Raw genomic sequence first — 19,788 nt, forward strand, 5'->3', positions numbered from 1 at the left:
CAGGCGAGGGATACGTGAGGGCAAGAAGCGGCTTCGTGAAGCTCGGTGCCCGTTGGGATGTGCCGGATGGGACGCCCGAACTCTGGCTTGAGCCTCACAACGCCGACGAAGAGCGCGAAGAGGGCGGCGTCTCGCCCCGACAGATCGTAGACCTTCACTTGTAAAGGCAGCCATTGCGATGGTGGAACCAAGATCCATCGCCTTTGTCAATCCAGCCGGACCTTGAACCGAGTGCTGATCTTCTCTGATAAGGCCGGATCACATTCGCCATCCCCCAGGGCGTCGAGCAGACTCTGGGACCCTTGCGACCATTACTTGGCTAGCCACGTAACTGCTGCTACCTTGGTTACGTGTCCAGCCACCTAATGTGTGGCGCAACGTGAGGAGCTGTTGTGAAAGCCATGGTTTTCGATCGTTTCGGCGGCCCGGATGTGCTGCGCGAGGCGGATATCGCGGTACCTCAGCCCGGCCCCGGGCAGGTCCGTGTCCGCGTGAAGGCGGCCGGAGTGAACGCGCTTGACGGCAAGATCCGCTCCGGGTTGCTGGAGGCCGTCTACCCGACGACCTTCCCCGCCGTGCCCGGTGGCGAGCTCGCCGGCGTAGTGGACGCCCTGGGTGAGGGCGTGACCAACGTGCAAGTGGGCGACGGAGTGCTGGGTTGGTCGGACACCGGGGCGTACGCCGAGTACGCGCTGACCACCATCGCGGCACCCAAGCCCGCCGACCTGGAGTGGCAGGATGCGGCCGCGCTGCCGGTGGCGAGTGAGACGGCCGAGCGGGTTCTGAACCTGCTGGGTGTCACCGCGGGAGAGACCGTGCTGATGCACGGCGCATCCGGAGGGGTCGGAACCGTGGCGGTCCAGCTCGCCACGGCCCGCGGAGCACGAGTCATCGCCACCGCAAGCTCCTCCAACCAGGACTACCTCGCCTCGCTCGGCGCCACCGCGACCGCGTACGGCGAGGGCTTGGTCGAGCGGGTGAGGACACTCGCCCCTGACGGTGTGGACGCAGTGTTCGACCTGGCCGGGAAGGGCGCCCTGGAGGACTCCATCACTCTGCGGGGCGGCACCGAGCGCATCGTCACGATCGCCGATTTCGGTGCGCAGCAGCTCGGCATCACCTTCTCCAGTGGACGAGCGAAGGCCTCGGCCGACCGCCTGGCCGCCCTGGCTCAGGACGCCGCGACCGGCAAGCTCGTAACCACCGTCACCACCTACCCGCTCGACCAGGCCGCCACCGCGCAGCAAGTCAGCGACGCCGGGCACGTGCGAGGCAAGCTCGTGCTCACCGTCGGCTGACCGCCCATTCTCCGGTGACCACCCGGCCATCGCCGTACCGAAGGACCTTCATGCTGAATGCCTTGTGGACGCCGACCATCGTCGGCGGCATATCCGTCCCGCACCGCCTGGTCATGGCCCCCATGACCCGTAACCGCACCACGCCGGAAGGCGTCCCGACCGAGCTGAACGCCGAGTATTACGCCCAACGGGCCTCGCATGCGCTGATCATCACTGAGGGAACCCAGCCCTCCGCCGACGGCCAGGGATACCTCCTCACTCCCGGCATCCACAATGACGAGCAGATTGCTGGATGGCGCAGGGTCATTGACGCCGTGCACGCGGCTGGCGGCCGGATCGTCATCCAGTTGATGCACGTCGGACGGATCTCACACCCCGACAACACCTCTCACGGGCGCCAGCCGGTCGCCCCGTCGGCGATCCGCCCCGAGGGCATGATGTTCACCGCGTCCGGACCCCGGGAGATGCCTGAGCCCCGTGCGCTATCGACGCAGGAGGTCGCCGCGACTGTCAACGACTTCCGGCGCGCTGCGGCGGCCGCCGTCGTTGCGGGCGCTGACGGCGTTGAGATCCACGGCGCCAACGGCTACTTGGTGCACCAGTTTCTATCTGTCAACACAAACCAACGCATCGACCGCTACGGTGGCTCCCTCGACAATCGCATCCGTTTCGCCGTCGAGGTCACCGCCGCAGTGGCCGACGAGATCGGCGCGGAGCGCACCGGCCTACGCATCTCGCCCGGCAACCCCTACAACGACATCGCCGAGTCCGACACCGCCGAGCTGTATCCAGCGCTCCTGCATGCGCTGCGCCCGTTGGGCCTGGCCTACCTCCACGTGATGCACGCGGGCGAGGAGGCCTGGCTGGACACCCTGCGCACGCAATGGCCGACCACGCTGATCCTCAACCGGGGCGGTACTGATATACCCACCCGTGCCCAGGACATCGCCAACGGCACAACAGACTTGGTCTCCGTCGGAGCCTTCGCGCTTGCCAATCCGGACCTGGTCGAGCGGCTCCGCGCCGGCGCGGAGCTGAACGCCCCCGACCCGGCCACCTTCTACGGCGGCGGAGCGGCCGGCTACACCGACTACCCCACCTGCACAGGCTGAGGAACCCGGACTATGCCCGACATCCCCACGACGGCCGGCAACGGGCCGATAAGCTACGCGATCTTCCAGCTCGCCCGTGCCCACCGCGCCTACGCCGCCGCCCTGCTCCGCGAGATGGACCTGCATCCCGGACAGGAACTGCTGCTGATGCAGCTCTTGGACCGGGACGGCCAGACCCAGTCCGAGCTGCTCGAAAGCGTCGGCCTGGACCACTCGACCGTCTCCAAGTCCCTGCGCCGCATGCAGGACGCCGGCCTGCTCGTGCGCGAGCCAGCCACACACGACCGCCGCGTCATGGTGGTCCACCTCACCGACAAGGGCCGCGCCATGCGCGAACCCATCGCAGCCCTCTGGCAGACCTTGGAGGAAACCAGCGCACGGAACCTGTCGGCGCAGCAGGCGGAGTCCTTCGTCGACATCGCCTACTCCATCATCGAGGCGATCAACAGCCGCGCGCTTTCGCAAGAAGAGTCCACGTAATGCGGACCGGGCTAGACACCGTCGGTATGCACCGCAGCCGCCTCCGGCAGCAGCCGTATCACCGCCCGCCCCAACTGCCTTCGGACTCGGCACGTTCCTGCTGCCCGACAGCGACCCGCACCACGAATCGCCCCCAAGCCCTTTGATTCTGACCTCATGGAAAGTGAGACCGCCATGCCTGCCACCGACTCAACCACCCTCCCTGTCCTCGTCGTCGGGGCGACCGGCTCCCTGGGAGACAAGGTCGTCGACGAACTGCTCAAGCGCGGCAAGAAAGTCCGCGCCCTGGTGAGGCCCACCAGCGACGCCAGCCGGCTCGAAAGCCGGGGCGTGGAGATCGCCCGCGGCGACATGCTCGACCGCGACTCGCTCGTCGCCGCCATGAACGGCGCCGATGCCGTCATCACAACCGCCGCCGGCTACACCCGCGGCGCCAAGAACGCGCACGACATCGACACCGTCGGCAACGCCAACCTCGCCGAGGCCGCCCACCGCACCGGCATCCGAAGGTTCGTGCTGACCAGCATCCTCACCAGCGACCAGACGCCCGATGTTCCCCACTTCTGGCACAAGAAGCTCGCCGAGGACGAACTCGAACAGCTCGGCGTGCCTTTCCTCGCACTGCGCCCGGGCGCTTTCCTCGACCAGATCGCGAGCATGGCGGGCAACCCGATCGACAAGGGCCGCCTGATGTGGATAGGCAAGCCCACCGTCCCGCTGACCTTCGTCCACACCTCCGATCTCGCGTCGTACCTGGCAGCCGCAGTCGACGCCGAGGCCGACGACGGTGAGCGCATCGACATCGGCTGGGACCGCCCGGTCAGCATGCGCGAGGTGGCCGACCGAATGAGCACCAGAGCCGGAAAGAAGATCAAGGTGTGGGCCGTTCCGTCCGCCCTCGCCCGCGCCGCAGGAGCCGTCACCGGCCGCTTCATGCCCCTGCTCAAGGACATGGCGGCGATGTTCCACTGGTTCGACACCGGCCGCTACGTCGCCGACCCCCACCGCCAGGAGCAGCTGTTCGGCCCCGTCCCCACGGCCGAGGACGCCCTCGCCCGATTCACCGACGAACTAGGCGCTGCACATCGATGAAGACCTCCTAGGAGGATGACAGGCCGGGGATGTCGACGACCTCCACGACGTCCGGCCCGTGGCTGGAGATCCGCACAGCACGCATCACGCACTCCGCACGTGCACACGTCGCGCCGCTCCGCCCAGGCGAACGACCGCTAGTACTGCCCAATTACGTTGCCAGATCGCTGCGCACGCCATTGGGGATAACGCCCTGGGCATCGTTCTCGACTCCTATCAGGAGGCGCGGAGGCTACACCCGCGTGCCAATGTGCGCCGTCGCATCGAGCACGCCGCGGTGACGAGCGAGGTACAGGTCGCTCGAATCGCGGCGCTCGGCCTGAGTCTAGTGCCACAAGGACGCTTCCTTTCGGAGATCGGTGACGGCTTGCTGGCGGCGCTGGGCCGGTTAGGGGCAACTGGCCTACCGGATGCGGTCGTTCGTGGGCGCCGGGGTGGAGTTACCGGGCCGACGGATTCCCCGTGATCGCTCCCGATCCCCTCCTCAGTATTCACCACATGGCGAACCGACAGACCGTCTCGGGTGTGCCGATCGGTCCGCACGAGGCAGTGACTGCGCAGGCGGCGCTACGCGCGTCCACGATCGGCTCGGCCCACGCGGTGCACGACGAAAAAACAAGAAACCCCTTGCCCGCGGCATACTCGCCGATTTCGTGACCCTCAACGACGATCTGCTCACCGTGGCACCCGCACGCGTCAGGGAGCTGACAGTGGGAGCGACCATTGTGGATCGCCGTGTCGCCCACGGCACCGGGGCGTTGGAAGTCTCCTGAGCACGCGAAGGATCAGGCGCCTCTGATTGGAAAGTCCACGAAGCTAGGGCGCAGAGTTCGGACGTACTCCGATAGCAGCGAGAGATCTCCTGCTCAACAGTCGTGAGTAAAAGGGGCGCGTTCTCAGAGCCTTTGCGGCGCGCACGCAACGAGCTCGTTAAACGCACGCGATCGCTGTACTCGACAACAAAAGTGCGCTACAGTCCAACTGTAGAACAGTTGGAGGTGTCATGGGTACAGGAGGAGCGCTGTGGAGCGCTCAGGCGCACATGCCGACCGTGCAGCGAGAGCGGCTGACGGTGGTGCACGGTGACGGTGCCTGGTTGACGACGTCCACCGGCGACCGCCTGCTGGACGGGACGGCCGGTTTGTGGCACGCCAACATCGGGCACGGTCGGCAGCGGCTCGCGGACGCTGCTCGGGCGCAGATGACGAGCTTGGAGACCTACCACGTCTTCGGGCGGTCGGCGAACGAGCCCGCACTGCGACTGGCGGACCGGCTCGCCGAGATGGTGCCCGTGGCGGGCTCGAAGATCTTCCTGACCAGTGGCGGGTCCGACTCGATCGAGGCGGCTTGCAAACTCGCCCGCCTGCATTGGCAGCTCGAGGGGCGTCCGCAGAAGCGCATTGTGGTCAGCCGCGAACGCGCCTATCACGGGTTGCACGCATTCGGCACCAGTATCGGCGGGTTGACTTACAACCGCACGGGGTACGGCACCTCATCGCTGGTTCCCGAGTGCGCCCGGATCCCCACGCACGGGCTAGACGGCGCGATCGAGGTCATGGAGCAGATCGGCTGCGAGAACATCGCCGCGATCATTACCGAACCCGTGCTGGGCACTGGCGGTGTCCACGGCCCTGAGCAAGGGTACCTGGAGGGCCTCGAAGAGTTCGCCCGTGCCAACGACATCCTCCTGATCATCGATGAGGTGATCACCGGGTTCGGCCGTACCGGCCGTATGTTCGCCAGCGAGCGCTGGCAGCTGTCGCCGGACATCATGACGATGGCCAAGGGCATCACCTCCGGCTATGCGCCGCTCGGCGGGATCGCCGTCGCACCACGCGTGGCCGATCGGTTCTTCACCGGGAAGGACGCCCCGATCTTCCGGCACGGCCTGACCTACTCGGGACACGCCACCGCGTGCGCCGTGGCCGAGGCGAACATCGACGTCATCGTGGACGAGGCGCTCGTAACGCGGGCGGCGAAGCTGGAGGAAGTACTGGTCTCCGAGGTGGGCTCGCTGCGGACCCACCCACTGGTCCGCGAGGTGCGCGCGGGTTGCGGGCTGCTTGCGGGCGTCGAGCTGAACGCGGACGCCGACGCCGCGGCGGTGGCGGACCTCTGCAGCGAGTCCGGACTCATGACCCGTGTCATTCACGGCAACACCCTGCAGATCAGCCCGCCTTTCGTCGTCACCGAACCCGAGATCGAACTCCTCGCGGCAACCATGCGGTCGGCGCTCGACCACTACAGCACCGCCCGCGTTGCCCCTGTCATCCCGGAAGTATCGGACTTTCAGAAGGGAGCACTGTGTTCTCGCAAGACGTGAGGTCCACATTGTCTCGTGCGGCCGGAATCACCTACGGCGACGTTCTCGAGACGCGAGCGCGAATCACACCGGCCCGAGTGGCCGTGGAGTACGAGGGCCACGACTTCACCTTCGCCGAGCTCAACCTGATGGCCAACCAGGCGGCCTGGAAGCTGCTCGACCTAGGAACCACCCAGGAGACCCCGATCGGGGTTCTCTCGGAGAACTCGCTGGATTACCTGGCATTGATGTACGCGGCGGCCAAGGTCGGCACGCCGCTGGCAGGGTTGAACTGGCGGCTGCGGGCCCCGGAACTCGCCGCGTCGATGACCGTCACCGAGCCCGACCTGCTGTTCGTGTCGGATCAGTACCGCGATCTCGCCCTCGACGCGGTCGCGCGTCTGCCGGAGGATCGGCGGCCTCGAGTGATCGAGCTGGCCCGCGCGACCGCGGATGACGGCCGGGCGGCGCTGACTCCGGCGCTTGCGCACGCCGAGTCCGCGAACCCTGGCGTCGAGGTCGACCCCGAGCAGGTGATGCTGATCATCTACACCAGCGGCACCACCGGTATTCCGAAGGGTGCCGCGCTGTCGCACCGCTCGCTGCTGGCCCGCGCCAGCATCATGTCTACGGAGATGCGGCTCGAACCGGAGGACAACTACGTCGCATGGTCGCCGATGTTCCACATGGCGTGCTCGGACTATCTTCTGCTGACGCATGCGCTGGGCGGCAAAGTGCTCCTACTGGCGAAGTTCGACACGGACCTCATCGTCGACTTCCTCACGCGCGAACGCGTGGGCTGGCTACTGATCATGCCCGGCATCCTGGATCGGATGACCGACGCGCTGCGCGCCGATCCCAGGCCCCGCAAGCCGGTGAAGTACGTCGGAACCATGGCCGACCTTTCACCCCTGGAGTCGATCTCGAACATTACCGACGCGCTCGGTGCCTCGTACTTCAACACCTTCGGCACCACCGAGGTAGGCACCCTCCCCGGCGCAAGCTCGTTCATCCCGCCGGGAGCCGATCCGACCGTGCTAAGCAAGGACCAGAGCACGTTCTGCCAGATCCGCGTCGTCGACCAGGACGGTCAGGACGTGCCGCCCAAGGGCGAAGGTGAAATGCTCATCCGGACCGCCACGATGTTCAGCGGGTACTGGAACAACGAGCAGGCGACCCGCGAGTGCACGGCAGGCGGCTGGTACCACACAGGCGACACCGTCCGGTTGCACGCGGACGGAACCTACGACTACCTCGGCCGACTCAAGTACATGATCAAGAGCGGCGGGGAGAGCATCTACCCTTCCGAGGTCGAGCAGGTTCTGCTGGACCACCCGAAGGTGCTCGAGGCGTCGGTCATCAAGGTGCCTGACGAAAAGTGGAGCGAGGTGCCAGCCGCGTACCTCGCAGCGGACGGTGACGTGACGGCCGAGGAGCTCATCGAGTTCTGCGCACCTCGCCTCGCCCGGTACAAGCTGCCCAAGCATTTCCGCTTCATCGGCATCGAGGAGTTCCCGCGGAACGTCACCGGCAAAGTGGAACGGTTGCGTCTCGAGGAGCGCTTCGCGCGGGGCCCGGCGCAGGGCTGGATGGCCGAAGGAGACACCGTAGGAGCACAGCCATGAGCAGTCTGATCAAGGTGGCACCGACCTCGGAATTCGAGGACGGCCGGCGCATTATCGTCAGTCACGAGTCGGGGCCGATCGGCGTCGTCCGCTCCGGTGAGCGCTATGTCGCAATGGCGGACCGCTGTCCGCACCTCGCGGGCCCGCTCAGCGCCGGAACCATCACGAAGACCACGGTCTCCGACGCCCCGCACGAGATCGAACTCGGATACGAGAACGGTGTCGTGACCTGCCCGTGGCACCACTGGGAGTTCGATCTGACAGATGGGCGGTGCCTGACCGACAAGCGGCTCAAGGCGACCTTCTACGAGGTCGTGATCCAGGACGACTGGGTCCACATAAGACTCTGAACACCCACCGCCGATCACATCTGGAGAATCTCATGTCCACCACGGAAGTGAGTGCGCCGACCACGCTCGAGCTACCCAGTAGCTGGGGGGTGGATTCCGACGTCCACCCGAACGCCAAGGACGGGATCCGCAGCCTGCGTCCGTACCTGCCGAAAGCCTGGGCCCGGCGGCTCAACCTCGACTCGCGCACCACGTGGGGCCGCACGATCAACGGCAACGAGATCAATCTGCCCCAGGCCCATTACGCCAACACGAAGGGGACGATGCGCCCCGACGCGATCCCGCCGGACGGCGGACCGCCGGGATCCGACCCGGAATACATGGTGACCGACCTTCTCGACCGGAACGACCTGGGCGCGGCCGTGCTCAGCCCCGGCCCCGGGCTGCAGCTCGGTGGGTTTGCCGATGCCGACCTGGCCGCGGTACTGGCCACCGCCATCAACGAGTGGCAGGCCAGCGAGTGGCTTCCGGTGGACCCGAGGTTCGTCGGCTCCATCGTCGTCGGCCCGCGAGACCCGCTCAAGGCCGCCAAGGAAATCGAGCGGTGGGGCGCCGACCCACGCTTCGTCGCCGTCTACATTCCGAGCATCGACGGCTGCACACTCGGAAAGCGGCACTACTACCCGATCTACGAGGCCGCAGAGGCCTACGGCCTGCCCATCTCGACGCACCCGGGTGGGGAATCGGCCGGGATCAACGGCTCGATGTTCGCCGGCGGTGCGCCGTCGTACTACTTCGAGTACCACACCATGTTCTCCCAGCCCAGCCAGAGCAACCTGGTCAGCCTGGTCGCCGAGGGCGTGTTCGAGCGCTTTCCCGGCCTGAACTTCGTCATGATCGAGTCTGGCTACGCCTGGCTACTCGAGATCATGTGGCGGATGGATCAGAAGTGGAAGGCGACCCGGGACGAGATCCCGTGGGTGAAGCGACCCCCCAGCGAGTACGTCGTCGAACGCGTCCGGGTCACCAGCCAACCCATGTACGAACCACGCCGAGCTTCTCAGCTGGAGAAGATGCTCGAGCTGATCCACGCCGACAAGCTGCTGATGTTCAGCAGCGACTACCCGCACTGGGACACCGACGACCCGGTCAAGGCGGCGGAGCGGGTCCCGCTCGCCATCCGCGACAGCATGTTCCGCACCAACCCGTGGTCGTTCTTCAACCTCAAGCAAGCGGGCACGACCACCCGTGCGGGACTGGTCCGTGCCTCCACCACGGGGCGGGCATGACGGGGCTGGAACGGGCCGGCTCCGTCCAGGGTGCCCGCGGGCAGCAGGACCGGACGGTCCTGCGCCTGCGGGTGGCGCACAAGCAGTTCCTCTCCCGGGATGTTGTGGGAGTGACCCTGGCGTCGACAGGCCCTCGACTGCCAGCGTGGACGGCGGGTGCCCACGTCACGCTCATGTTGCCATCCGGGCTGGAGCGGCAGTACTCGCTGTGCGGGCCGGTCGACGACGCGTTCGCTTGGCGCATCGCCGTGCTCCGCGAACCCGACAGCCGGGGCGGATCAAGCTACGTACACGACGAGCTCGAGGTTGGTGACGTACTCGAGGTTCGCGCACCGCGTAACAACTTCCCCCTGGCCAACGCCAGACGGTACGTGTTCGTGGCCGGAGGGATCGGGATTACCCCGTTCATTCCGATGCTCGCTGAGGCCGACCGAGCCGGAGCGGAATGGGACCTTCATTACGGGGCTCGAGATGCGGCGTCGTTCTCCTTCGCGGACGTGCTGCGCGAATACGGCACACACCGCGTGCACCTGGTGGCTCAGGACTGCGAAGGAGTGCTCGACCTCGACGCGATCCTCGGGGCGCTCGCCCCGGGGACGCAGGTGTATTGCTGCGGCCCGGAAGGCCTGTTGCAGGCGGTCGAACAGCGCGCCTCGGGCTGGCCCCCGGACATGCTTCACCTGGAGCGCTTTGCACCGGTGGGCCTCGGCGACGACGTCGCCGACAAGCCCATCACCGTCCACTTGAAAACCTCGGGGGTGCGCGTGGAGGTCGAGCCTGCTGAGTCCATTTTGGATGCCATGGTGCGGCACCGCATCGACGCGCCGTCGTCGTGCCGGGAGGGAACATGCGGGACCTGCGAGACCCGCGTTCTGTCGGGTACGCCGGACCATCGGGACAGCGTTCTAACACCGGCAGAGCAGGCGGCCGGAGACTACATGATGATCTGCGTGTCCAGAGCCCTTGGTCCCGAGATCGAACTCGATGCCTGATCGAGAGGTGGTAACACGACGTGGACACCAGACGCACAGGCCGAGCTGAATGGATGATGTTCTCTCGGCCCGAGAAACTCAACTGCATGTCACTGGGCGTGTATCGGGAGCTCGCCGAGCGCATCCTGCACGCCTCCGCCGACGACACGATCGACACCATCGTGATCGGAGGAACAGGCCGGGCTTTCACCACGGGCGGCGACCTCAAGGAGATCCTCGCGGCTCGCCAGCAGGGACGCCAGAGCGGCATCGACGTCGTCCACCAGTACGCCGAGGCCGCCCTCCGGCTCTTCGACGCGATCGAGACCTCGTCGAAGACCGTGGTCGCGATGGTCAACGGGGTCTGCCAGGCTGGCGGGCTCGGCATCGTGCTGGCGGCTGACTACTCAATGGTGTCGGACCGGGCCACCTTTGCTGCAGCCGAGGGAAAGGTCGGCCTCGCCGACCCGTTCGTCGCCGAGCGGCTCGGTGTACACATAGGACTCGCACGAGCGCGGAAGCTGGTACTCACCGCCGAGCAGATCGACGCGGCCACCGCTCTGCAGTACGGAATGATCAGTGAGGTCGTCGGGCACGACCAGCTCGAGGAACGCACGACCGGCTTCGTCGATTCCCTCGCCGAGATCTCACCGCACTCGCGAGCGCTGTTCAAGCGGTCGCTGAACCGACTACTCCCGCGCTTTGACCGAGAGGTGATGCTGCGTGGGAACACCGGCGCGGACGCGACTGAGGGCCTCACGGCCTTCGTCGAACGACGCACACCCCTCTGGCCGTCGTTCAACCCCGCGTCGGGGTAGGGCACGCGATGCACATCGGCGAACTCGTGCTCGAGCCGCGGTCACCGGAAAGCGTCGGCGACCGATGGTCAGTCGTCTATCGCCGCGAGCAGCCGCTTGACGCGCGCCTTGTTGCGTTCGAGGTGATGTGTCGCTTCGGTGGCCGCGAGTTCGAGGTCGCCGGCGCGCAGCGCCTCCATGATGCTGCGATGGTCACCGATGATGACCGCTGGGTCGTCGAAGATGTGGTCGCGGGCTATCAGGTGCATCAAGTAGAAATGCAACTCGCGAGCGAGTTGCTCGTAAAACGCCTGAATACGGCTGTTGTTCAGCATTCCGACGATCGCCGTGTGAAAACCCAGGTCCGCCGACACGATTCGGTTCGGATCCTTCGAGTCGGCTACGCCGACCAGTTTCACGTAAGCGGTCTCCACGTGCTTGAGCTGATCCGGGCTGGTGGCGCACCGAATGGCCGCCGTCTCCAGAACGACCCGGGACGCGTAGAGCTCCTCGATCGCCTCGGGTGTCGGGGACACCACGACGGCGCCACGGTTGACCTCGTGTCGCACCAGCCCCGCGATCTCGAGGATGCGGACCGCCTCGCGGACCGTGTTGCGCGCGACCCCCAGTTCGGCCGCGATCGCACTCTCCCGCATCCGCTGGCCGGGTGCTATCGCCCCAGAAAGGACCCGGGCGGACAGCGCGTCGGCGAGCTGCTGAGCCGTCGTGGTCCGCTGAAAGCTCAGCCCGTCGATCAATGCCATACCACAAAGTGTAGCGCACTTAATCACTTGCTGTTATCGCACCCCACTCCGGAGGGACTACCGTGCGTATCGTCGACTTCTCGACGCACCTGCCTGGGCCACTGGCCGCGCATTTGCTCGCCGAGCTGGGCGCCGATGTCCTCAAGGTTGAACGTCCGGGCACCGGAGACGGCAACCGCGACCGGCGAGCTACCATCGCCGGGCTCGGCGATTTGCACGTCGCGTTGAACAGCGGAACACGGAGCCTGGCCGTCGACAGCCGGTCCGCCCGGTGGCCGGAGATCGTGGGCGCCTGCGCCCGCTGGGCTGATGCGGTCATTGTCGGCGCGAGGCCCGAGAGCGCGCGCCGTCTGGCGCTGGACTTCGCGTCCCTCACCACGCACAACCCGAGCTTGGTCTACTGCGGGATCAGTGGATACGGGGCAAGGGGCCCATGGAGTTCGCTGCCCGCACACGGTCAGAACGTGGACGCACGCGCCGGCGCCGTCCCACTCAACCAGGACGGGCGCCGCTTCTTCACCAGGCCCGGATGGCGGCCAGTGGGTGCACCTCTCGCTGGTGTCTTCGCCGCGCTCGGCGTATTGGCTGGCCTGCAGCGACGAAGCGAGCGCGGCGACGCACAGTGCGTGCACGTCTCCCTGTGGCACTGCGCGATGTGGTGGAACTGGCGCGAACTGACCTCGCTGGCCAACGACGAAGCACCGTTCCCGGACCACTGCGCGATTGGCCCCAGGTACGCGGTGTACGCCTGCTCGGACGATCTGCCGCTGCTCGTCTGTCCGATAGAGGAGAAGTTTTGGCGGCGGTTCGTTGAGCTCACCGATCTGCCGGCGAGCCTGGCCTCGCGCGGGACGTGGCAGGTAGGCGGCACGGATTTCGGGTATCCGGATGAGGAGAACCTCATCGCCGCGGCGATGACAGCAAAGAGCAGCCAGGAGTGGTCGTCCGTGCTGGCCGACGCAGACATTCCGTTTGCTCCTGTTCTCGACGCGGCCGAGGCGCTGGCCAGCGAGCATGCCGCGGCAAGTGCGCTGTTCCGGACCACGGCCGTCTCCGGCGGGCAGGTCAACCTCGTGTCCGCGCCCTTGACGTGGGGCGGAGACGCCGCTTTGCCGCCGCCTCTCACGCCCCCTCCGGAGCTAGGCGAACACACCGCTCAAATCCTCGCCGAGCTGGGTCTCGTCGCGGACACCGAAGACAACGGCTCGACTGTTTCCCGCTGACAACAAGGAGTGTGCACATGACGATCACCCGGCCACCGTTGATCACAGTCGAAGGAAGTTATCGCGAGATGGGGGGCAGGTTGGGGGAACGCACGGCGGACCTAGTGGGGCAGAGCATCGACAACTACTTCCACCGGTTCCGGGCGGACGCAGGGCTATCCGCTGACGACATCGTGCGGTGGGGCCGGAAGTTCCACGACGCAGCACGACAGTACGACCCCAACATCGCTGACATGCTCGAGGGTCTGGCAGAGGGCGCCGGACGGCAACCATACGAGGTGGGCGCACTCAACGCTCGCACGGAGATCATGTACGGGAGGGAGTACGGCGATGGTGGATGCACCTCTCTGTCCGTGCTACCCCGCTATACCGCCAGCGGTCACACGCTGCTCGCACAGAACTGGGATTGGCACCCTGAGCAAGCAGACGTCACCTTCCTGCTGGCGACGAGGGATGCCTCCGGGTTCTCAGTCGTTTCGCTGACCGAGGCGGGCATGCTGGCCAAGAGTGGGCTTAACTCCGCCGGCATCGGCATCTGCTTCAACGCACTTGCCTCCGACCGCGACAAGGCCGGCGACGGCGTACCGATGCATGTCCTACTGCGCGGGGCGCTCCAGTCCATGACGATGTCGAAAGCGCACAAGCGCTTGCTGCCCATCGAGCGCATTTCGTCCGGGAATGTGCTCATCGCCGACGCCGGCGGCGAATCGATCAACTTCGAGCTGGCACCGGGCATGTTCGGCACCCTCTTGCCCCGCGATGGGCTCATCGCCCACGCAAACCACTTCGAGACCGGGCTCCCACTGCACGACTTCAAGGCAACCAGCAGCGCGCTGACCCAGCTCCGGGCCGCGCACGTACGCCATCTGCTCGAGCCGGCCCTGGAACGCCACATGGTGACAGTCGAAGACATCGCAAACGTACTGCGCGACGACTACTCGCATCCCGACGGGCTCTGCCGCTACCCGGACCCCGACGTCCCGGAGAGCGCGAAGTTCTGCACGGTGTACTCGCTGATCATCGATCTCGACCTGCGCACGATGTGGATTGCGCCCGGACCGCCGAGCGAGAACTCCTACACCCGGATCGAGCTCGACTCGATCTTCGACACCGATCAGGCCGGTCTCGCGGTCGATCTGGCACCCACCACAGTCGGGGCGTGATCACATGCCGAGCAAGGGAAGTGTGTGCCTGACTTTCGACTTCGACGCCATCTCGTTGTGGGCCGCTCGCGGCTTGGTCAGCCCTGGTCCAGTGTCGCGGGGAGAGTTCTGCGCCTACGCCATCGCCCGGATCCTGCGTCTCCTCGATCGACACGGCATCATCACGACCTTCTTCGTTCCCGGGCACACGTTGGAAACCTATCCGGAGCAGTGCGCCGCGATCCACGAGGCCGGTCACGAGATCGGGCTGCACGGCTACCTGCACGAGTCCGTGTCGAGTCTCGACCGGGACACCGAGCGGAGCGTCCTGCACCGGTCGGCCGATCTGATCGAGAAACTGACCGGCACCCGTCCGCTCGGGCACCGAACACCGAGTTTCGACTTCAGCCCGCACACCGTGGAGCTGCTCGAGGAGCTCGCGATCGAGTACGACTCTTCACTGATGGGCACCGATCACGAGCCTTACTACGCCAGAGTGGGGGACCAGCACCAGGACGACGGGCCTTACCTGTGGGGCCGGCGCAGCTCTGTCGTCGAGGTCCCGGCTTCGTGGACTCTCGATGACTATGTCCACCTGGAGTATGTCCGTTTCAACGGCATGGTGATGCCCGGCCTGCAGGACCCTCGCTCGATGTTCGCGCGTTTCCTCGACGAGGTCCGCTACATGGCCGAGCACATCGAGGACGGCGTCACGAACATCACCCTGCATCCCCAGGTCATCGGGAGAGGCGGTCGAATGCTCGCGTTGGAAGAGTTCATTGACCGGTGCCAGGGCTTCGGAGTCGAGTTCCGGACGTGTCTCCACGTCAGCCGGGCGTTCCGGGCACGAGCACTGGCGGCGACCGGGTGACAGCGCGCCGGCAGGATCGACGGCCACGCTGGCATGCGGGGCACCTTCGACGGTCGCCATTGGGCGGTGGTGAACGGCCGCGGTCAGCTGACGACGGAAGCGAGCAGGGCCTTTACTCTTGCCTTGTTGTGCTCGATGTGGCTCGCGGCCTCGGCGGCAGCCTGCTCCAGGTTCCCGGCTCGAAGCGCGTCCATGATGGTTCGGTGGCCACTGACCACAATGGACGACTGTTCGAACTCTCGATCGCGAACGACCAGATACATCAGGTAGAAATGCAGCTCGCGAGACAACTGCTCGTAGAAGGAGAGAACGCGGCTGTTGTTCAACATGCCGATGATGGCGCCGTGAAAGGCAAGATCAGCGGACACTATTCGGTGGGCGTTCCCCGAGTCGGCCACTTCGAGAAGCTGAGCGTAAGCCTTTTCGACTGGCCCGATCTGCTCGGTGGTGGCCGAACGGAGCGCCGTACACTCCAGGATGACACGGGATTCGTAAAGATCATCGAGGACTTCAGGAGTTGGCGAGACCGCCACCGCTCCGCGGTTCACCTCGTGACGCACGAGCCCGCCGAGCTCGAGGATTCGCACTGCCTCCCGGACGGTGTTTCGAGCGACGCCCAACTCCGCGGCCACTGCGGACTCGCGCAGTCGCTGACCTGGTGTTATCGCCCCCGACAGGATCCGCTCGGCCAACCAGTCGGCGAGCTGTTGAACAGTCGTCGTCCTGCGGAAACTCTGCCCTTCTATCAAGGTCACTCCAGAAATGTAGCGCACTTGATCAGCTGATTGCCGCTTGGGTATGGGCGCGCACCCACCTGACGGTCGCTTGAGCAGCCTGCGCGTGGTGACGCTCTTGCTTCGACGGTTCCAGGTCAACCAAAAGTGTAGTACTGTTCAACAGTACGACATCCTGCGTCGAGGTTTCAGCGTTTGCCATTCCCTGTCCATCTCTGATCACTGGAGCGCGAATGAAGAAAGCCTTCTTCGCCAGCATCGTCGGCACACTCATCGAGTGGTTCGACTTCTTCCTCTACGCCGCCGCCGCGACACTGGTCATCAACGAGGCGTTCTTCCCGAATGTCAGCCCGACGGTGGCGTCGATCGCGTCGCTGTCGACATTCGCCGTCGGTTTCGTGGCGCGGCCTCTCGGCGCGGCGATCTTCGGACACTTTGGTGACAGGATCGGCCGCAAGCGAGTCCTCACGATCACGCTGGTCATGATGGGAGTGGCCACGCTCGTTACCGGCCTGCTCCCGACGTATTCGTCGATCGGAATCGCCGCCCCGATCATCTTGGTGATCATCCGCTTCGTCCAAGGTGTCGGTGTGGGCGGTGAGTACGGCGGCGCGGTCCTCATGGTCTTCGAGCACAGCCGCCGGGATGATCGCAAGGGACTGTTCGGTTCTTTCCCGCTCGCAGCCGCATCCGCTGGTTTCCTGCTGGCCTCGGCATGCCTCGCGCTGATCAACGCCGTCGTCACCGATGAGCAGTTCCAGTCGTGGGGCTGGCGCATCCCGTTCGTGCTGAGCGTGCTGCTCCTGGCCTTCGGCTACTGGATCCGGCGCAGCGTTGACGAATCGCCCGAGTTCGAGCATGCCCAGGAGACCAACAAGGTCACGAAGCTTCCGATGGTGGAAATGTTCCGTGACTATCCCCGGCAGGTACTGATCGCCACCGCGATGCCGATCTGCATCGCCGTGAGTTACTCGCTGATCATGGTCTACATGGTCAGCTATGCCGCTGGCCAGGGTGTGGACCGGGGAGACCTCCTTGTGGTCACCACGATTGCCCAGTGCCTTTATATTCCGCTAATTCTGACCTCCGGCTACCTCTCCGACCGGATCGGGCGGCGCGCTCCGATGGTGGTCGGGATGATCGGCACCGGCGTCTGGGCTTTCGCCTTCTGGCCGTTGATCAGCACGGGGTCGTCCGGACTGATCTTCCTCGGTGTCGCTGTCGCCCTGGCTTTCGCCAGTGCCACCTACGGCCCGCAGGCCGCGTTCCAGGCGGAGCTCTTCCCCTTGCATGTTCGGTACAGTGGCGTGACATTCGGGTATCAGCTTGCCCAGGCGATCGCCGGCGGGCTTAGCCCGGTGCTGGCCGTGACGTTGATGGCTGGTTTCGGCACCTGGGTGCCCATCGCCATTGTCACCGCCATTGCCGCCGCGATCTCGCTGTCCGCGCTGTGGCTGAGTAGGAATTCCATGGCCGCTACCGAGGCCGGCTCGCTGTCGGTGGTCAACGCTCGTGAGTGAAAGACGTACCAGTCAGCATGGTTGTACGTGCAGATCGCACCGTCCGGACCGCCTCGGTCCGCACCTGACATTGCACAGGTAGAACGCGGTAGCATCGGCACACACCTGCCCTGGGTCCACACCCAAGGCGTCAGCACCCACTAGCTCCGCCACACCACCCTCACCTGGGTGCAGGGGCACGGTGACGGCGTTCACCGTGCCCCTGCACATCTCCGGCCCCCAGGAACGGGCCGCCTCCGATGCTGCTGGTCAAGAGGCGATCGTGCCTGTCGCGGTCTGGGCGAACGCCCAGTTGGAGTGGACGATGCGCCACTCACTGTCGATCAGTCGGTACGCCTCGGTGGCGTTCCAGGCACGCAGCTGCTGTTCGTCGCCGTTGTCGTCGAGCACGTAGGTGTTCAGGTTGTAGGCCAGGAGCGCGAAGTCCCCGCTGTCGCTGACGTGCACGACGGGGTTGAGGTACTCGCTGCGCACGATGTGCGGGTTCGAGTAGATGGCATCGATGTGCGCGACGACCGCGTCCCTGCCTGCCAGCAGGTCCTCGAGGACGGGATCGAAGTAGCTCAGTTCCTCGGCGTAGTTGTCGAGGTAACCGCGGCTGTCGCCAACGCTGAACCGCTCGTTGAAGGACTTCTCCAGCTCGATGATGGTCTTGCTGATTTCGTCCTTGTTGACGCCCATGACAGTTCCTTTCGTGCATGCCGCACGCCTGCTTCGGTGCGCATGCCGTGGCTGGTTCCTCTTGCTGGTCGGCCTGGTCGCCCACGTGGACGCCCTCGCCGCAGGGTTGCGCGGTTAGGTGAAGTCCGGGGCCAGGGCCGCATGCTGCGGCCGCGGCGACTCGCTCACCGCGGCTCCTCTCCACCTTCGACCAGACTCCGGGCAATCGCTTCGGCGCATGCGGACATCTGATGGTCAGTGGAGGACAGCGCCTGGCCACCACGACCGCGGTCACATCACCAGACCCCGCACCGGGGCTGAATCACCAAAGCCCCCAACGACCCCACCGAACGGCGATGGGGTCGATTGGAACGCCCACGACCGACGCTGCCCCGACTTGGGCATGAACCGATGGCGGTGCATGACCACCGGCGCAACAGTGTTCGCAGAACGCCCGCCAAACCTGGCTGTGCTGGCGAGAATCATCGGCGCTCTGAGCACGTCAACGGAGCCGCACGGTGAACGGGGCCCGTTTTGCCACGGCGAGGCACAGGAGGCCCGATCGACCAGTCAGCGCGATCACCGGGCGCGAGGAACTCGACACTCACCAGGCGTGCGCGGTTGCGGACCGAACACGCCACACACCGAGGAGGTAGCCGATGGAGTTCGGCGTGTGCTATTTCCCCACGGACTACGGCATGGGTCCGGATGCCCTGGCCGCCGCCGCAGAAGAGCGCGGCTTCGAAGCCCTGCTCTTCAGCGAGCACACTCACATTCCCGCCAGCAGGCAATCCTCCTACCCCCTCGGCGGTGATCTGCCAAAGATGTACGTGCACACCTACGACCCGTTCGTGGCTTGCACCGCGGCCGCGGCAGCGACGACCACGCTGAAGATCGGAACCGGGATTTGCCTGGTCGTGCAGCGGGACCCGATCACGACCGCCAAGGAAGTGGCCAGTGTGGACCGTCTCAGCGGCGGCCGGTTCCTGTTCGGAGTGGGAGCCGGCTGGAACCGCGAGGAGATGATCAACCACGGCACAGATCCGCGAACGCGGATGGCGCTCATGCGCGAGCGCGTTGAGGCCATGCGAGAGCTCTGGACGGCCGAAGACAGCGAGTACCACGGAAAGTTCGTGGATTTCGACCCGGTCTGGTCCTACCCGAAACCCCTGCAATCACCGCTCCCGGTACTCGTGGGTGGGATGGGGCCGACCGTGGAGGACCGCGTCTTGGCCTTCGGCGACGGATGGATGGCGGAGTGCGTCACGCCGGAAGAGGTGGACGTCTTCGCCGCTCGCGTGGACAAGCTCCAGCAACGCGCGGCTGACGCTGGACGAGCGCGAGTTCCGATCAGCCTGTTCGACGCGTCAACCGAGGACGGCATGCCCGAGCGATACGCCGCAGCCGGGGTCGATCGGTGCCTCTTCCAGCTTCCCGACGGCGATGCGTCGGAGGTCACCCGGGAACTCGACCGGCTAGCCCATCAGATCGAATCTGCGCGATGACCCCCACGACCGCCGTGGACGCCGAGGAACCGCCGTCGTGTCTGGGAGTCGTGACACGACGCCCAGACACGCGGTGGACGGCGCCACGAGTCCGAATCTTGCTCCGTTCGTGG

General features: G+C 65.8%; 19 protein-coding genes. 16 read left to right on the forward strand and 3 right to left on the reverse strand.

All coding sequences use genetic code 11. The features are described from left to right. The first annotated feature begins 392 nt into the window (after positions 1 to 392). From R4I43_RS24160 to R4I43_RS24205, 11 genes are all read left to right on the forward strand, one after another. Positions 393 to 1,298 carry an NADP-dependent oxidoreductase gene (locus R4I43_RS24160; RefSeq protein WP_324267980.1) on the forward strand — a complete coding sequence of 302 codons (906 nt, stop codon included), beginning with the start codon at positions 393 to 395 and terminating at the stop codon, positions 1,296 to 1,298. Positions 1,299 to 1,348: 50 nt separating this feature from the next. Further along, positions 1,349 to 2,410, forward strand: coding sequence for an alkene reductase (locus R4I43_RS24165; protein WP_324267981.1), 1,062 nt, complete (start codon positions 1,349 to 1,351; stop codon positions 2,408 to 2,410). A 12-nt stretch (positions 2,411 to 2,422) separates the two neighbouring features. Further along, on the forward strand, positions 2,423 to 2,890 hold the full coding sequence (locus R4I43_RS24170) for a MarR family winged helix-turn-helix transcriptional regulator (protein ID WP_324267982.1): 468 nt from the start codon (positions 2,423 to 2,425) through the stop codon (positions 2,888 to 2,890). Between the two features lie 174 nt (positions 2,891 to 3,064). Beyond that, a complete protein-coding gene (locus R4I43_RS24175; RefSeq protein WP_324267983.1) occupies positions 3,065 to 3,982 on the forward strand; it encodes an SDR family oxidoreductase in 918 nt (305 codons plus the stop codon). A 58-nt stretch (positions 3,983 to 4,040) separates the two neighbouring features. After that, the gene (locus R4I43_RS34415) at positions 4,041 to 4,448 is read left to right on the forward strand and encodes an amidohydrolase family protein (RefSeq protein ID WP_407691304.1); all 408 of its coding nucleotides are present in this window, start codon (positions 4,041 to 4,043) and stop codon (positions 4,446 to 4,448) included. 576 nt (positions 4,449 to 5,024) lie between these two features. Further along, positions 5,025 to 6,305 carry an aminotransferase family protein gene (locus R4I43_RS24180; RefSeq protein ID WP_324267984.1) on the forward strand — a complete coding sequence of 427 codons (1,281 nt, stop codon included), beginning with the start codon at positions 5,025 to 5,027 and terminating at the stop codon, positions 6,303 to 6,305. Beyond that, positions 6,302 to 7,909: a class I adenylate-forming enzyme family protein gene (locus tag R4I43_RS24185; RefSeq protein WP_324268043.1), complete on the forward strand. Its 1,608-nt coding sequence runs from the start codon at positions 6,302 to 6,304 to the stop codon at positions 7,907 to 7,909. The genes R4I43_RS24180 and R4I43_RS24185 overlap by 4 nt, the downstream gene beginning before the upstream one ends. Further along, the gene (locus tag R4I43_RS24190) at positions 7,906 to 8,259 is read left to right on the forward strand and encodes a Rieske (2Fe-2S) protein (protein WP_324267985.1); all 354 of its coding nucleotides are present in this window, start codon (positions 7,906 to 7,908) and stop codon (positions 8,257 to 8,259) included. Before R4I43_RS24185 ends, R4I43_RS24190 begins: the two co-directional genes overlap by 4 nt. A gap of 89 nt (positions 8,260 to 8,348) precedes the next feature. Continuing rightward, positions 8,349 to 9,488, forward strand: a complete 1,140-nt coding sequence (locus tag R4I43_RS24195; protein WP_324267986.1) for an amidohydrolase family protein — start codon at positions 8,349 to 8,351, stop codon at positions 9,486 to 9,488. Then, on the forward strand, positions 9,485 to 10,480 hold the full coding sequence (locus R4I43_RS24200) for a PDR/VanB family oxidoreductase (protein ID WP_324267987.1): 996 nt from the start codon (positions 9,485 to 9,487) through the stop codon (positions 10,478 to 10,480). The genes R4I43_RS24195 and R4I43_RS24200 overlap by 4 nt, the downstream gene beginning before the upstream one ends. Before the next feature lie 56 nt (positions 10,481 to 10,536). Continuing rightward, a complete protein-coding gene (locus R4I43_RS24205) occupies positions 10,537 to 11,277 on the forward strand; it encodes an enoyl-CoA hydratase/isomerase family protein (RefSeq protein ID WP_324268044.1) in 741 nt (246 codons plus the stop codon). A gap of 68 nt (positions 11,278 to 11,345) precedes the next feature. On the opposite strand, the gene R4I43_RS24210 is transcribed toward R4I43_RS24205, so the two are convergent. Continuing rightward, the gene (locus R4I43_RS24210; protein WP_324267988.1) at positions 11,346 to 12,020 is read right to left on the reverse strand and encodes a GntR family transcriptional regulator; all 675 of its coding nucleotides are present in this window, start codon (positions 12,018 to 12,020) and stop codon (positions 11,346 to 11,348) included. Positions 12,021 to 12,082: 62 nt separating this feature from the next. Here R4I43_RS24210 and R4I43_RS24215 point away from each other — a divergent pair, with 62 nt between their 5' ends. From R4I43_RS24215 to R4I43_RS24225, 3 genes are all read left to right on the forward strand, one after another. Then, on the forward strand, positions 12,083 to 13,243 hold the full coding sequence (locus R4I43_RS24215) for a CaiB/BaiF CoA transferase family protein (protein WP_324267989.1): 1,161 nt from the start codon (positions 12,083 to 12,085) through the stop codon (positions 13,241 to 13,243). A gap of 17 nt (positions 13,244 to 13,260) precedes the next feature. Beyond that, complete coding sequence (locus tag R4I43_RS24220; RefSeq protein ID WP_324267990.1) at positions 13,261 to 14,406, forward strand: C45 family peptidase; 1,146 nt, start codon at positions 13,261 to 13,263, stop codon at positions 14,404 to 14,406. 91 nt (positions 14,407 to 14,497) lie between these two features. Continuing rightward, positions 14,498 to 15,256, forward strand: a complete 759-nt coding sequence (locus R4I43_RS24225) for a polysaccharide deacetylase family protein (RefSeq protein WP_324267991.1) — start codon at positions 14,498 to 14,500, stop codon at positions 15,254 to 15,256. 83 nt (positions 15,257 to 15,339) lie between these two features. Here the strand turns inward: R4I43_RS24225 and R4I43_RS24230 are convergent, their stop codons facing one another. Then, positions 15,340 to 16,011 (reverse strand): GntR family transcriptional regulator, encoded by a 672-nt coding sequence (locus tag R4I43_RS24230; protein WP_324267992.1) that lies wholly within the window; start codon positions 16,009 to 16,011, stop codon positions 15,340 to 15,342. 212 nt (positions 16,012 to 16,223) lie between these two features. Between R4I43_RS24230 and R4I43_RS24235 the strand changes: the two genes are divergently transcribed. Continuing rightward, positions 16,224 to 17,510 carry an MFS transporter gene (locus R4I43_RS24235; RefSeq protein ID WP_324267993.1) on the forward strand — a complete coding sequence of 429 codons (1,287 nt, stop codon included), beginning with the start codon at positions 16,224 to 16,226 and terminating at the stop codon, positions 17,508 to 17,510. 249 nt (positions 17,511 to 17,759) lie between these two features. Here the strand turns inward: R4I43_RS24235 and R4I43_RS24240 are convergent, their stop codons facing one another. After that, complete coding sequence (locus R4I43_RS24240; RefSeq protein ID WP_324267994.1) at positions 17,760 to 18,191, reverse strand: YybH family protein; 432 nt, start codon at positions 18,189 to 18,191, stop codon at positions 17,760 to 17,762. A gap of 638 nt (positions 18,192 to 18,829) precedes the next feature. Here R4I43_RS24240 and R4I43_RS24245 point away from each other — a divergent pair. Beyond that, positions 18,830 to 19,675 carry an LLM class F420-dependent oxidoreductase gene (locus tag R4I43_RS24245; RefSeq protein WP_324267995.1) on the forward strand — a complete coding sequence of 282 codons (846 nt, stop codon included), beginning with the start codon at positions 18,830 to 18,832 and terminating at the stop codon, positions 19,673 to 19,675. The last annotated feature ends 113 nt before the right edge of the window (positions 19,676 to 19,788 follow it).

It is taken from the genome of Saccharopolyspora mangrovi (assembly GCF_035320975.1).
Classification (GTDB): domain Bacteria; phylum Actinomycetota; class Actinomycetes; order Mycobacteriales; family Pseudonocardiaceae; genus Saccharopolyspora; species Saccharopolyspora mangrovi.

What these genes read in the sequence shown, in the direction of transcription:
- R4I43_RS24210 (WP_324267988.1), bottom strand. Translation starts at nt 12,020, where the DNA reads ATGGCATTGATCGACGGGCTGAGCTTTCAGCGGACCACGACGGCTCAG.
- R4I43_RS24175 (WP_324267983.1), top strand. Translation starts at nt 3,065, where the DNA reads ATGCCTGCCACCGACTCAACCACCCTCCCTGTCCTCGTCGTCGGGGCG.
- R4I43_RS24220 (WP_324267990.1), top strand. Translation starts at nt 13,261, where the DNA reads ATGACGATCACCCGGCCACCGTTGATCACAGTCGAAGGAAGTTATCGC.
- R4I43_RS24190 (WP_324267985.1), top strand. Translation starts at nt 7,906, where the DNA reads ATGAGCAGTCTGATCAAGGTGGCACCGACCTCGGAATTCGAGGACGGC.
- R4I43_RS24240 (WP_324267994.1), bottom strand. Translation starts at nt 18,191, where the DNA reads ATGGGCGTCAACAAGGACGAAATCAGCAAGACCATCATCGAGCTGGAG.
- R4I43_RS24170 (WP_324267982.1), top strand. Translation starts at nt 2,423, where the DNA reads ATGCCCGACATCCCCACGACGGCCGGCAACGGGCCGATAAGCTACGCG.
- R4I43_RS24165 (WP_324267981.1), top strand. Translation starts at nt 1,349, where the DNA reads ATGCTGAATGCCTTGTGGACGCCGACCATCGTCGGCGGCATATCCGTC.
- R4I43_RS24205 (WP_324268044.1), top strand. Translation starts at nt 10,537, where the DNA reads ATGTTCTCTCGGCCCGAGAAACTCAACTGCATGTCACTGGGCGTGTAT.
- R4I43_RS24200 (WP_324267987.1), top strand. Translation starts at nt 9,485, where the DNA reads ATGACGGGGCTGGAACGGGCCGGCTCCGTCCAGGGTGCCCGCGGGCAG.
- R4I43_RS24180 (WP_324267984.1), top strand. Translation starts at nt 5,025, where the DNA reads ATGCCGACCGTGCAGCGAGAGCGGCTGACGGTGGTGCACGGTGACGGT.
- R4I43_RS24245 (WP_324267995.1), top strand. Translation starts at nt 18,830, where the DNA reads ATGGAGTTCGGCGTGTGCTATTTCCCCACGGACTACGGCATGGGTCCG.
- R4I43_RS24235 (WP_324267993.1), top strand. Translation starts at nt 16,224, where the DNA reads ATGAAGAAAGCCTTCTTCGCCAGCATCGTCGGCACACTCATCGAGTGG.